General features: G+C 38.5%; 12 protein-coding genes and 1 pseudogene. 7 read left to right on the top strand and 6 right to left on the bottom strand.

The features are described 5' to 3' along the window. Positions 1 to 53 precede the first annotated feature (53 nt). Positions 54 to 782 (bottom strand): ATP-binding protein, encoded by a 729-nt coding sequence (locus V7L20_RS21980; protein ID WP_334746129.1) that lies wholly within the window; start codon positions 780 to 782, stop codon positions 54 to 56. Between the two features lie 54 nt (positions 783 to 836). Here V7L20_RS21980 and V7L20_RS21975 point away from each other — a divergent pair, with 54 nt between their 5' ends. Beyond that, positions 837 to 1,400, top strand: a complete 564-nt coding sequence (locus V7L20_RS21975; protein WP_334746128.1) for a Uma2 family endonuclease — start codon at positions 837 to 839, stop codon at positions 1,398 to 1,400. A 14-nt stretch (positions 1,401 to 1,414) separates the two neighbouring features. Here the strand turns inward: V7L20_RS21975 and V7L20_RS21970 are convergent, their stop codons facing one another. Further along, complete coding sequence (locus tag V7L20_RS21970) at positions 1,415 to 2,761, bottom strand: WD40 repeat domain-containing protein (protein WP_334746127.1); 1,347 nt, start codon at positions 2,759 to 2,761, stop codon at positions 1,415 to 1,417. A 1-nt stretch (position 2,762) separates the two neighbouring features. Then, complete coding sequence (locus V7L20_RS21965) at positions 2,763 to 4,328, bottom strand: AAA family ATPase (protein WP_334746126.1); 1,566 nt, start codon at positions 4,326 to 4,328, stop codon at positions 2,763 to 2,765. 485 nt (positions 4,329 to 4,813) lie between these two features. Here V7L20_RS21965 and V7L20_RS21960 point away from each other — a divergent pair, with 485 nt between their 5' ends. The 3 genes from V7L20_RS21960 to V7L20_RS21950 all read left to right on the top strand — a co-directional run bounded on the left by V7L20_RS21960 (position 4,814) and on the right by V7L20_RS21950 (position 6,470). Then, positions 4,814 to 5,002: a hypothetical protein gene (locus tag V7L20_RS21960; protein ID WP_334746125.1), complete on the top strand. Its 189-nt coding sequence runs from the start codon at positions 4,814 to 4,816 to the stop codon at positions 5,000 to 5,002. 113 nt (positions 5,003 to 5,115) lie between these two features. Further along, positions 5,116 to 5,841, top strand: a complete 726-nt coding sequence (locus tag V7L20_RS21955; RefSeq protein WP_334746124.1) for a GDSL-type esterase/lipase family protein — start codon at positions 5,116 to 5,118, stop codon at positions 5,839 to 5,841. 194 nt (positions 5,842 to 6,035) lie between these two features. Continuing rightward, positions 6,036 to 6,470 (top strand): hypothetical protein, encoded by a 435-nt coding sequence (locus tag V7L20_RS21950; RefSeq protein ID WP_334746123.1) that lies wholly within the window; start codon positions 6,036 to 6,038, stop codon positions 6,468 to 6,470. 363 nt (positions 6,471 to 6,833) lie between these two features. On the opposite strand, the gene V7L20_RS21945 is transcribed toward V7L20_RS21950, so the two are convergent. Continuing rightward, positions 6,834 to 7,166 (bottom strand): hypothetical protein, encoded by a 333-nt coding sequence (locus V7L20_RS21945; RefSeq protein WP_334746122.1) that lies wholly within the window; start codon positions 7,164 to 7,166, stop codon positions 6,834 to 6,836. A gap of 1,661 nt (positions 7,167 to 8,827) precedes the next feature. Here V7L20_RS21945 and V7L20_RS21940 point away from each other — a divergent pair. Then, positions 8,828 to 9,997, top strand: coding sequence for a PAS domain S-box protein (locus V7L20_RS21940; protein ID WP_334746121.1), 1,170 nt, complete (start codon positions 8,828 to 8,830; stop codon positions 9,995 to 9,997). Positions 9,998 to 10,074: 77 nt separating this feature from the next. On the opposite strand, the gene V7L20_RS21935 is transcribed toward V7L20_RS21940, so the two are convergent. Next, a complete protein-coding gene (locus V7L20_RS21935; RefSeq protein WP_334746120.1) occupies positions 10,075 to 10,764 on the bottom strand; it encodes a CPBP family intramembrane glutamic endopeptidase in 690 nt (229 codons plus the stop codon). A gap of 53 nt (positions 10,765 to 10,817) precedes the next feature. Between V7L20_RS21935 and V7L20_RS21930 the strand changes: the two are divergent. Together V7L20_RS21930 and V7L20_RS21925 are read left to right on the top strand one after the other, a co-directional pair. Continuing rightward, a pseudogene (locus V7L20_RS21930) lies at positions 10,818 to 10,985 on the top strand (Uma2 family endonuclease); the annotation flags it as partial. A 99-nt stretch (positions 10,986 to 11,084) separates the two neighbouring features. Then, positions 11,085 to 11,876, top strand: coding sequence for an Rpn family recombination-promoting nuclease/putative transposase (locus V7L20_RS21925; RefSeq protein WP_334746119.1), 792 nt, complete (start codon positions 11,085 to 11,087; stop codon positions 11,874 to 11,876). A 170-nt stretch (positions 11,877 to 12,046) separates the two neighbouring features. On the opposite strand, the gene V7L20_RS21920 is transcribed toward V7L20_RS21925, so the two are convergent. After that, positions 12,047 to 13,282, bottom strand: coding sequence for a DUF445 domain-containing protein (locus V7L20_RS21920; protein ID WP_334746118.1), 1,236 nt, complete (start codon positions 13,280 to 13,282; stop codon positions 12,047 to 12,049). Positions 13,283 to 13,357: the final 75 nt, after the last annotated feature.

The raw sequence follows: 13,357 nt of genomic DNA, 5'->3' as shown, positions 1-13,357 counted from the left end.
AAGTGGACAAATCAAATCAGTCGCTAAAAAATTTTGTGTATGCTAACTTCTGGTTACCCTAATTTTCTCTCATCACAATGAATTAGCCCTGCCTTGGAAAGGGGGGTTGGGGGGATCTCTTGAAGGGTTAAGTAACTTTGAATATATGCCTGAATATCTTGCCGATTTTCTTCTGAATAATCTGCTAAATCAAGACTTTGCGACGGTGTTTCAATTAATAAACCTGACTTCTCTGGCAAGAAAGGTCTACGAGTGAGGAGAAAATAGACCTTATCTGGGAGATAGCGGGAGAGATAAAACAGATTTGTACTAGGTGGTTGGCTGTTACGGTCAATGCAATTCAACCCATCAATGGCTATTATCAGTTTTTGATCAAGTTCTAACTCATCGCTGATTTGCTGGAGAAGACTAGAGAAAAACCAACTTCCCTCTGTGGCGTTATCAGGAAGAGAGGTGTAATTAAGCGAGTATTGATTAATGAGTTGTGTGCAGATATTTATGAGAAATTCGTCGGCACGATTTTTATCCTCAAGTTCGGCATTGTAATAAATAACTTGAGGATTGTTTGTCACATATTTGGCGAAGATGGTACTTTTACCGCTACTAGGTGCGCCAATGATGGTGAAGTAACCCTGGTTGTGGCGGTGGAGAAAGTTGTTAATAGCCGTGAACATAAATTCACGACTGACAAAATTGTGGCTTTTTTCTTGAATGATTTGCTCAAACTCTGTTGGATGTCCTCTGGAATTGATTGCAGTGGGTGGTTTGGGTGGTGAGTTCATAATTTTGGAAATTTTGGAGAATAATTAAGAGATAAGGCAACAGTGGAGGTGGCGATGTCTGTACAATTGCTAAGACGGAAATTTACTGTTGAGCAATATCATAAGATGGTTGAGTCGGGGATTCTCACAGAATATGACCGAGTGGAATTGATTCGGGGAGAGATTATTGAGATGTCGCCTATTGGAACAAAACACGCTGCTTGTGTGAAACGGTTAAACAAACTCTTGTTTCAGAAGTTACGGGATAGAGTTCTCATTGCTATTCAAGACCCTGTGGAACTGAACGATAACTCAGAACCTCAGCCAGATGTGGCATTACTTAAACCCCGTGATGATTTCTACGCCACTGCACATCCCCAATCCCAAGATATCTTTTTATTAATTGAAGTAGCTGATTCGACTGTAATGTATGACCGGCAAGAGAAAATTCCTTTATATGCAGAAGCAAACATAATTGAAGTTTGGTTAGTAGATATTAACGAGCAAATTGTGGAAGTTTATCAACAACCAACAGCCGCAAGATATCAGCTTATGCAAAAGTTCGCTAGTGGCCAAACTTTATCAATTAAAGCTTTTCCTAATATAAACATTACCGTCAATGAAATCTTTGGCAGATAAAATTATTTCTCTCCTCATTCCTCTCTCATCCCTTGAAGACGCAAAAAATGTATCCTACCTAATTGTTCGCCTGCCACAATTGTCATGCCGTCTGGTGCAACTGCACAGCAATTAATGGAACTATCCCCTGTGAAAGTGGCAGTGAATTCTCCTGTTGCCAAATTCCAGATTTTGAGGGTCTTGTCATCGGAAGCGGAAATTATCTGCTGACCATTGGGGGTAATGGCGATCGCTTTTATTGGATAATTATGTCCTGTAAAAGTAAATAGTTCTTCTCCTGTTGCCAAATTCCAGATTTTGAGGGTCTTGTCATTGGAGGCGGAAATTATCTGCTGGCCATTGAGGGTGATGGCAACTGCTTTTACCGAGTCCTTATGACTATTGAGGGTCAATAGTTGTTTTCCAGATTCCAGGTTCCAGATTTTAAGGGTCTTGTCTCTAGAAGCAGAAATTATCTGCTGACCATCAGGGGTGACAACAACGGCATTTACCCAACCGTTATGACCATTGAGGGTCAATAGTTCTTCTCCTGTTATTAGATTCCAGATTTTGAGGGTCTTATCTCTGGAAGCAGAAATCACCTGCTGACCATCAGGGGTGACAGCAACGGCATTTACCCAGCCATTATGACCATTGAGGGTAAATAATTCTTCTCCTGTTATTAGATTCCAGATTTTGAGGGTCTTATCTCTGGAAGCAGAAATCACCTGTTGACCATCAGGGGTGACAACAACTGCATTTACTGAGTTATTGTGACCCTTGAGGGTAAATAATTCTTCTCCTGTTATTAGATTCCAGATTTTGAGGGTGGAGTCAATTGAAGTAGAAATCACCTGCAAGCCATCAGAAGTGACGGTGACTCCACTTACCCCGGAAGTATGACCAGTGAGGGTACGTAGCAAGCGTCCTCCTGGTGGAATTAAGCTAGGAATCAATGGACACAACCAGGGGAAACTTGTTACTTGCTTTGCTTGTGCCAATAATGCCTGAATTTCCTCTGGCATTTTCTGGCTTGATAAACGTCCCCACAATTGACTCGCTAATTGTCTCTCATCCGTTGCTAAAATATGCGCTGATAGTTGCAATGTTCCTTGGATAAATTTTAGTGCCTTTACTTTCTCCAGGTTGTATTTGGAGTTTTCTAATACCTCTAAATCGTCAACCAAATCATAATCTTCAATTAGCGCTTGCACTCCAAACTCAGGATGGTTAATCTTTGCACTTAGGAAATTAAAATCAGTCAGAGTTTGGTAATACTTCTGCAAATTTCCCGACTTCATCAAGTTTGACGCTAAACTACCCAAGTAAGCACGTTGAAAAGCAGGACTTTGTACCGCTAACTTGTCAGCAAATTTTCCCATCTCACGCCACCTTCCTTTCAAGGTAGTCCACAATACGTTGATTAACCTCTTGAAGTCGCTTCCGTTTGGAATCTAGAACCCCTTGTGCTTTCAAGAAGTCTAAAAAACTAGTGTGATAGATGCTATAGCACTTTTCTCCCTCTATATCTTGCGACTTCAAATATTCAACCCACTCATTTAAAACTGATTGCACATCATATTCATCCTGTTCAGTAATCTCCGCTATCATCTCACAGGGAATTGGTGTGCCAATCTCCACTAAAATAAACAGGATAAATACTTTTACTTCTTGGGGTTTTTCATCCATTCCCATCTGTACCCAATGGACTTGATAATAGTCCTGAAGACCATTAGGTAATTGCTTTAAATTCAGATCATTATAATCACCCTTAGCAATTCCTGACAAAATATAGCGCAAGTACATAAAATTATTTTCACTCTTAGTTGCCACCTGCTCCACAAAATCGTTATCAGAAATATTGCGGTCTTGAATCCATTGTCTAAGTGCATTCTTATAGTCTTGACCGCTATTCAAAATAAACCGAATATATTCTTTAATATCTTCACGACTCAAATTAATATACTGACTTCCCCTTAAATCTAGCTCCTCTACCGGGACATCTGGTGTAGACAAGCGTTTTTTATCTCTGGTATAGGGTCGTCTAGTTAAGACAAAATATAAATTTTCAGGGAGCGACGGTGGTAAATCTAAAAGATTTCCCCCTGCTTCTTGCTCCACTTCATCCAAAGCATCAACTACAATTACAAGACGATCGCCAGCAGTCAGTTGTTTGCTAACCTGTTCTAGTAAATCTGCTAAATTAGCCTTCTCGGCATTCTGCAACTGGTAACGCTTAATTAATTGTTTGCGAAGATTTTCAAGAAATAGCTCCGGTCGATTGCGACCATCGGAGCGAATATTAAAATAGCATGGTGACTTATTGTCCCAGACGTATTTAGCAGCAATGGTACTCTTCCCCATCCCCGCATCACCCACTACTGTAAAATAACCACTGCGATTTTTATTGCAAAATTGCTTAAATGCGTCAAAAACAAACTTACAACCGCAAAACGAGCGAATTTTTTCTCTAATTAATGACTTAAATTCTGCTGGATACTCGTCTAAATTCCATTCAGGGAAAGGCTCAAATTCTTTGGATTTAGTTGTTTTAGCAACCTTAATAAATATTTTTCCAAACTCTTCTAACTGCACTTGTAGTTCAATTCTCATCAATCGGATATCAAATTCTGAATCCTTACCCTGCAAAAACTTTTCTACTTCCTTGTAGAAACCCAAGGGATTATTTGAAGTATAAGCACTCCAAAAAGCATTTTTAATTTCTCTTTCTCGAAAAAGATTCAGCAGTACTTCCTGCTTATCCACACCATAGTCAATTAAAGAATAAATATAAACACCATCAACATCTTTAGGTGGTTGTACTGGGTCAAAATTGAATTGTTTTAAAGTTCTAACTACAGTTTCATTGCGTTGAGCTTGATTAATAACTATAGAAGCCGCAGGTTTAGCAATACTTTTAAGTGCATTAACTACAGGATCAATATTCATCTTTGCTAGCAGTAAAGATAACTTTTACACCTGTAACCTATCCTAACGACTGATGCTAAAATTAAGCAAATACACAGTTATATCATAGCGATACCTTTCCTTCTCTACGAGAGGCTGCGCCAATGGAACGTTACGCGTAGCTTGCTTAAGAATAAGAGTACGATAAGCTGCGTTAACGCTCCCTCTTCTCTCTTCCTCAGTGTCCTCTGCGCCTCTGCGGTTCGATTCTCAGACTCATTTATTGCAGTATGAGCGCTCACTTATACTTAAAATAAAATGAAATATGGTGCAGGCGTAGCCCGCACTTCTCTACGAGACGCTGCGCATAGCTTGCTTCTCTGAAGGAGTACGGCATGGTTCGACTTCGCTCATCAGCCGCTCAGTGACCATCGTAGACATCGCATAGACGTTTCAGTACCAAACTCCAAACTTGAGCTTTTAAACCGCAAGTTTCAGGCTCAAAGGTGCAAGTTTCAGCATAAAAGGTGCAACTTTCAAGCTCAAAGGTGCAACGTTCACCCTCAGAAGCTCAACCTTCACCCTCAGAGGCTCAACATTCACCCTCAGAAGCTCAACCTTCACCCTCAGAGGCTCAACGTCCACCTTCAGAAGCTCAACCTTCACCCTCAGAAGCTCAACATTCACCTTCACAAGCTCAACTGTGGCAATATTAACCTTGCAACCATATCAACAAGTAGAAACCCCATATATGCTTGGACATTAAAGATAGCCATCTATGGTATAGAAATGTATAGAATCTTGTAAAGATATAAAATATAGTTTTTAAATGCACACATTTCTAGCTTCTTCCTCAATGCAGGTGTCTGTACCACCAAATCACTTTCAGCCAATGAAGATTGTCGCGCTGGGGGACAGCTTAATTTATGGATTCGGCGACCCAGAAAAAGGGGGATGGATTGAGCAACTACGGCGATGGTGGATGTTGCCGGATAGTGCGGGTCATGTTCTTTATAATTTAGGGGTAAGAGGCGATCGCACGCAACAAGTAGCACAAAGGCTAGAAGTTGAATTTCGCCACCGGGGTGAACTGCGAAATCGTGTCCCCGACTTGATTATTTTATCCGTAGGCGTGAATGACTCAGCACGGTTGGCACGTCTTGATGGTCGAAGTTACACAGATTTTACCGTGTTTGAAAAGGAAATTGCTTCTCTGTTAGATTTAGCACAGCAACTATGTCCTGTGTTATTTGTGGGCATGGTACCAGTGGATGAAGCCAAAATGCCATTTTTAGATTGCTTTTACTATAATCATGCCGACCAGTACCGCTACAAAGAAGCAACTCGAATTGCTTGCACCAAACGGCAGATTCCCTATTTAGATATTTTTGAGCAATGGATAGAACGTGGTGAAAATTGGCGGCTCAAACGCTTGAGTGAAGATGGTCTTCATCCCAATACACTAGGTTATCAAGCTTTGCTAGAAGATGTGATCAGTTGGGATGCGATCGCAACTTACCATTCTAAATTTGATTACCACCTTAAGCGATCGTAATAATATAGATGTGTTGGTGCTTTGGGGTTAGCTTATATTTTTGTATTTGCCATCCTCGCAAAAGCACCACAATCTTGCTGAATTTTCAATGAAAACGAGTCAAAATCTATTTATAAAAACTCTAATTTCTCTATTATTCATTACTCATAACTCCTGTACAGACGCGATTAATCGCGTTTCTACTCCTAACTCCTATGACACCAACATTATTTGGTCGTTGGCAAACTCGATTATTATTACTTGCAACGGTAGGCCTACTTGTGTCTTTGCCCTTTGCAGTGGGTTGGATTGGTTCAAGTGCTAACTCGGTTTATTTTTGGATACTTGGTTATGTCGCTGTCTTTGGCATAGGTTGGGATGTGCTTTATAACTATCTCCAAAAATTCCGATGGGATAGAGATTGGCCAGCAGCCTATCAACTCTTAGCTGGTATATGGGAATTAGTATTTGTGTACTGTGGGGTCAAACTATTTGGTTTTTTACCAATACCTTTGCCTAAAGAAGAACTCCCGTTAGCAGTTTTTTTATTGCACTATAGCGTTGTTTGGCTAACAGTTTTTATTAGTTCACAAAGCCTGATGCGAATTATTTTTCCTCGTTGGCGTTTCCGCGGTGGGGAGTGGTTTTAATATTGCGTCCCCAAATAAGCTGTTAAGCATTTAAGCAAGCACATTGAGACCGCATGGGTGCAGTTCTTGCTGGGAGCACAGGAGAGGGTTTGCAGATTTTTTCTTAAGTTGACACCAATGGGCATAGGGAAGATCGTACCGCCACTATGCCCAATGCCCCAAGCGACGGGGGGAACAACCTTGTCCACTCACTCTTAAGATAGAATTTCCCATCGCTTTCAATAAATAATATTCGTCCTACAGTGAAGAGAGAAAAATTAAAATCTTTCACTTGCTAATATTTTCACTAGTTCAGCTTGTATATAATGTATAAATACATATTTCTACCAGCCCAAACTATTAAACCAAATATTTAGCTTCTGATTATTGCTGCATTGAAGGTGTAGGAAAAATTCTGCTAAATATAGGAATCCGTGGTTTCGGCTTAGTTACAGTTATACTCGCATTATCAGCTATATTGGCATAAGCACCAGAAGAGTTATTAGCTGCCTTAGAAAGGATAGGTGGTTTGCTATTAATAGAATTGGCAAAATCACTCAATTGGATAGCCGAAGGTGAATTTGAAGATATGGAAGTAATATTACCAGTACTTTGGGTGTTAGATTTTACCGGAGTTTCAGCTTGAGATGGAGTAATAAGGAAAGTCGAGCTTGTTCCTAATACCAGTATTAGCAAATTAAAAAAATATTGTCGCATGGGGATTTGTCAAAAAAGCTTCAAGAAGTTATATTTGTTCTCAGTCGGAAATAAAACCGTGATTTTCCAAGATAAATCGCACCTTAGTAAATCAATTCACTCACAAAAACTTAACCCCTTGAGTTACCTTGCTTATAAGGTGGGGCAAAGCAAAACTCTCCTCTTCTTTAAAGAGAGGGGTTATTCTAGAATTACGGAATTGATATTATAGAGAGCTTGCAAATAGATATACCTGGAATAATTGACGTTTATTCATCAATTAGTTCAGGACAACTATTAATAATTTAGTTGTATTTTTTGATTATTTAAATAGAAATTTTACTGAACTTTTTGAAAATTGCTATTTTCAGTAAGTCAGCTAATAAATCGCATATTTAATGAAGTACAACCAACAATATATAAAGTTTTAATAAAAGCTGATTTTATAAAAATGCGTGTATGCCTTCTGGGATGGATACTAATCTGTCTATAATAATCAGATTTAATTTTTGAAAAAACCTAAGTATATCTAGGGTGGATGATAGACATTAGTCATAACTTGCCAAAGCTTTTGGACAGTGTGTTATACAATTTCAGTCATTTAAACTATGACCGAAACGGGAAGTAGTGAGTTGGGAACCGTGTAGTTCAATTACTTGATAAGCGCTGTAAACTGAAGTGAGTAAAAAAAGTGATGAGATGAGATTTTGTAGTATTAATACCTCACCCATCACTTTTTAATAACTTGCGCGTTGATAAACTGTTACGTATTTTTAATTACACCAGCTTATTGCTTGATTTATCTTCTAACTATAGAGGCGGATACTTGTTAAGTTGTAATGTGACTTACTATACAAATAGTTTTAACTTCTTAATATCCATTAGTCTTACTTTTGCTTATACCAGGTAGTTCTGAATAGATTTGTGAAAATCCAAAAGCTTAGATTTCCGACTTTTCTAAGAAGTCGGAAATCTTTTTTTCAAAAAAATGTATTTATAAACACAAAAAAACTTAACTTAGACTATATATCTTTGGTAGTACTAGCTTGATGCTTGTGATAGAAGTTGGGAAAAAGATTATTTATTATTCTGAGTAATCATGGAAACAATTATGATTAGCACTAAATTATTCATTGGAAAATGAGAAAGTTAATTAAGCAAGAATAGTAACTTAAAGTTGAGAGCCAGGGTTTTCTAACTGTGCTATTTTATCTAATTTCTCTGCTAGTCATAATTGCGACTGGCTTAGAAGTTTAATTACAAATTAGCATCATCTGAGATCAACGGATTTTGCATTTGTATTCAGCTGAGTTTACCAAATCTTCCCACTAAAGGTAGAAACAATACTTAACAAAATGTTGTAACCTTTCTTGTAAACTTGTAAACAAAGCATCTGAGTGCAAAATTTATTAATGGACACTCTCTAATTGCCTAGATTTAATTTGCATTGCTCATTTAGGTTAAATGCAATAATGTATGTAATTTATGATACTATGTAATATATAGTGCTATCAGACCTAAATTGTTGAAAAGCTAGAATAAACATACTTTTATAGGTTATATTGAAAATAATTGCAGTTCAAAACTGGTTAATTTTATAACATAAAATACTGCAACTTATCCAAAAATTTACCTAGTAAATTTTTTGCTTTAACTCTGCAAGTAAGTAGCGGGAATTTAAGGTGAACATAGAACAATTTATCCAACGCTCAGAAACATTACACAATCGTTTAGCAGATTTATACCAAACTGCTAGTGTATTACCTTGGATTTCAGCGGATCTGCTGCCGCAAGCTTTTAAAGAACTTTATAACACCTCAAAGGTAGTGCAGTTAGCAGCAGAGGAACTCCATCAACAAAATGAGGAATTAATACAAACACGGAATTGCTTAGAAACAGAACGTCAACATTATCAAGAATTATTCGAGTTTGCGCCTGACGCCTATTTAGTGACTAGTACACAAGGAATCATCCAAGAAGTTAACTTCACCGCAGCTAAATTGCTCAATGTTTCAAAGCAATTTTTGCTGGGCAAACCAATAATTAACTTCGTCCCTTTAGAAGAACGTCAGCACCTTCGTAGCGAACTTATCAAACTATCTCAATCAGACAGAGTTAAAGAGCTATTGATACGCTTGCAACAACGTCACGGTGAGTTATTTGATGCAGCTTTGACAGTGGCAGTTGCCCGAAATCCGCAGAATAAAGCAACCTCTTTACGCTGGCTGTTACGTGATATTTCTGAACGCAAAGGAGTAGAATCATCAGTAGTCAAAAACAATAGTAACCTTTTGTATGATCGTCCTGTGCAGAAATATTCTAAAGGAGAAACTATTCCCCTTAACCCATTAGTAATTTTGTATGTTTGTCAGGGTTTGGTCAAACTTAGTACCTACTGTGAAACGGGTGAAGAAGTTTTAATAGGATTGGCAACAGCAGAAATGGTTTTTGGTTCTAGCTTAACATCTTTAAACATTTACCAAGCAATAGCACTCTCTGATGTTGAGTTGGTATCAATTTACGCAGCAGAGATAGCAGTTTCCCCTAACCTGAGCCATATCCTTTTACCAAAAATTAATCAACGCTTACGCCAAACAGAATCTTTTCTAGTCATTTCTGGAAGACGACGGGTACAAGAGCGCTTGCACCATCTATTACAACTTTTGAAAAGAGAAGTTGGCGAAGCTGTGCCGGAGGGAACTCGCTTAAGTTTTCGCTTTACTCACGAAGATATTGCTAGCGCCTGCTGTACTACCAGAGTAACAATTACACGATTGATCGGCAAATTACAAGAAGAAGGCATAATCAGTTTTGACTTAAAAAAACACATGATCTTAAGAGATTTTGATTAATTACTTTATTAAAGATTGATGACTTTAAATTTTGAATTTTGAGCATACTCCTACAAAGTAGCAACGTGACATCTTTGTTAAGCAAAAATCAGTTGCCAGCCAATTATGAAAATTGCTATATCTGCAAAAATATGGCTGATGTATCCAGGCCAGATTGAGCAATAAGTTAAGTAGCACCATGACCAAATCGCCCCTGCTAAAAACACGCCCAATGAGCATAATGTTGTTGCACGCCAGTCAAAGTAAGCTGCCAAACCAAAAATGTGATGAATTGTAAAAAATAGTGCAGATAGTACTACAGCTAAAGGACTTGATACCAACATTTCACATTTGCGAAAAACAAACCAACGCCAGACAAATTCTTCAAGTAAAGAATTGACAAATATCCAGTACGCTGACCCTACTAAATAAACTACAAAACTGTCCAATCCAACTTGCGTTGCTCTATCACGAGCATATTTAACATCTATCCACTTTGCACCTAGCAGCCAATAAACAATCCACATAATGCATAGCATCAGTAGCCCTAATCCGACTCCAGCTAACAAATCTCGTTTTTTAGGATATTGAACTTTTAAATTTTCTTTATCGATAAATAACAACCAAATAATGGGTATTATAAACATCCAGATTTTAGATAATAAAGCTACTAAATGTCCTTTCAGACCGGGGAGCATATACAGTTGAGTTGCAACACCAATGCTCGGAACTGGCACAAGCAATAACAGAGGTAGTAGTGCATTTCGATTTAGGTTAAGTTTGAACATGCGAAAGTTTTGTTATATTTTGATAGTTTTAACTATTACTATTACTTTTGATATGGATTGACAACGGTGTGCGTTTAGGATTGCTGATTGACCCCCAGAACCAACAGGTGGAAATTTACCGCCCAAGACAGGATGTTGAGATTCTACAATCGCCTATTAGCTTATCGGAAGAGGATATATTGCCTGGGTTTGTGCTGAATTTAGCACAGATTTTGAGTTAAGCGATCGCTCTGTTTCAAAATTCCAATTTTTGCATCATTAAAGATAGTTTTTGAGTTACTACGACTCAGTTTAAAGCTTTGAAGTGGTAGGATTTTTGGATGTTTGATAACATCTGCAAATTCCTCGCCGAAAACTTTTCCACTGACTTTGCTACTTGGCTGTTGGGAGAACCCATTTCGCTCACGGAGTTAAGTCCTTCTGAACTCTCGTTAGAACCTATTCGAGCCGATGCATTAATTTTATTAGAATCAACTGAACTAGTGCTTCACCTAAAGTTTCAGACTCAACCTGATGTTAATATGCCATTTCGCATAATTGACTATCGACTGCGAGTGTATCGCCGTTTTCCCCAAAAGCAGATGCGTCAAGTGGTGATCTATCTTAAAGAAACAAGCTCAGAACTCGTGCAACAAAATACTTTTACCATTTCTGGTACTCGTCACGAGTTCGAGGTAGTTCGATTATGGGAACAGCCAACAGAAGTATTTTTACGCTATCCAGGTTTATTTCCATTCGCGGTGCTGGGTGGGACAGATGACCGTGCAAGTATATTACAGCAAGTAGCACAGGAAATTATCAGGATTCCTGACCAACGGTTGCAGAATAATGTCGCAGCTGCCATAGCAATTTTAGCTGGTCTAGTATTAGAGAAAGGGTTAATTCAAAGAGTATTACGGAGAGACAATATGCGCGAATCTGTAATTTATCAAGAGATTGAGGCTGAAGCTAAAGCTGAAGGTAGAGCCGAAGGTTTACAAGAGGGGATTTGGCAGGTTGCGGTGAATCTGCTTAAAAGCCAAATGCCTTTGGCAAAAGTGGCAAAATTAACTGGGTTGTCAGTTGAAGATGTAGAGTTGTTGCAAACACAGATACAAGGTAAGTCAACATAATTCGTAATTATTACCCTGTGGATGAATCCGGGTGGCTCTGAATAAAAACGAGAGCGATCGCTTTTTACTCGCACCTTTTCTCAAAAGGCGATCGCTCAATTTTACTCATCTGACAATCTGGGTAATTTGCAACTATAATTTGATAAAATTTTACAGTCAAAAACACAAAATCAATATTGACTAAATATTAAAAACACTGTCTGGAATAACCCTACAACAAAACCCAAAACACCACCTAAAGTTACAATAGCTTGCAATTCATTTTTTACAATTCCCTCAATTGCAGCTTCTAAATCCGCTGGTGAAGTTGATTTTACCCGGTCAACTATCACTTGATCTATTGACAAAATTGGAATTGCTTGCGCCACAATTACTTCTAAATCTTTTTCCAAATACTTATCTAATATTAAAGCCAACTCTTGACTCATCACTTCTAAAGAAGTACTAACAACAGGTGAAGTACTCAGACGATTCAGCAGCACTACAGCAATATTTTCCCAATCAACAGAATCAGTTAATCCTTGTAGAAAATCGCTGCCACTGTTTTGTAGGTAATGGCGGACACTTTCGCGGGTAGTCTTTCGGAGTTGGCGCACCGTCCCCATTGGCAAGTTTTGTAATGATAGATTTTGCAGTAATTTACGAATGCGATCGCGGATTTGCAAATCTTTAGTCAATTCCTGCAAGCGAGTATTCGCAGCCTCTTTTTCATCCAAACAAAAAGTTCGTAGTCGCGTGAGAGTATTACGTAAGCCAAACAAATTTGCTACTACCCAATAAGTCCCACTGGTTTTTTCGCGGAAGCCTTCATCAATAATTTGAATTGTGCGATCTGTCAAAAAATCAACTATCGTCTGCCGCAATACGTCTGGCGGTAAAACTACTTGCAACAACCAATCAGCAAGCCGCGTAGCTTGTTCTTCACTCAATTGAAATTCTAGCAATATCTGGTCAAAAATTTGATTTATCTGCACTTCCAAAAAGTCTTCACGTCGCGCTAAAACCTTGAGTAACCGTGGCAAGGATTCCCCTAGTAAATCCCGTAAAATACCTGCCACAATTTTGGCACTTTTCTCGTTTTTATCTGTTTTGATTTGTTCAATTGCCAGCCGCAACAACCAGAGAATTGCTCCTTGCACGCGTTCTGTTTGTAACAAACGCCGCGCCAGATTTTGCAATTCTTGTGGTGTCAACAGCGACCCCATGATTGTTTTAGAAATATTCAGAGCCAAACGTTCCTGGTTGCGGGGAATCAATCCAGGAGTGAAGGGTACTCTTCGTCCAGCAATGTAAATTGCTCGGTAAGGACGGAACAACATTTTGATGGCTATATCATTTGTGAAATAGCCAATAATTCCACCCAGTACCGGGGGAGACACATAAAGCCAAAGATGAGACCAGTCCACAGGATTTTGGATTTTGGATTTTGGATTTTGGATTCTAGATTAGAAATTAGGGATTGAGTATTGGTAATTGGTATT

Origin of the sequence: Nostoc sp., from assembly GCF_036916735.1 — a bacterium.
GTDB lineage: Bacteria > Cyanobacteriota > Cyanobacteriia > Cyanobacteriales > Nostocaceae > Nostoc.
Note: the sequence above shows the minus strand (reverse complement) of the source record. Positions and strands in the feature narration are given on the sequence as shown.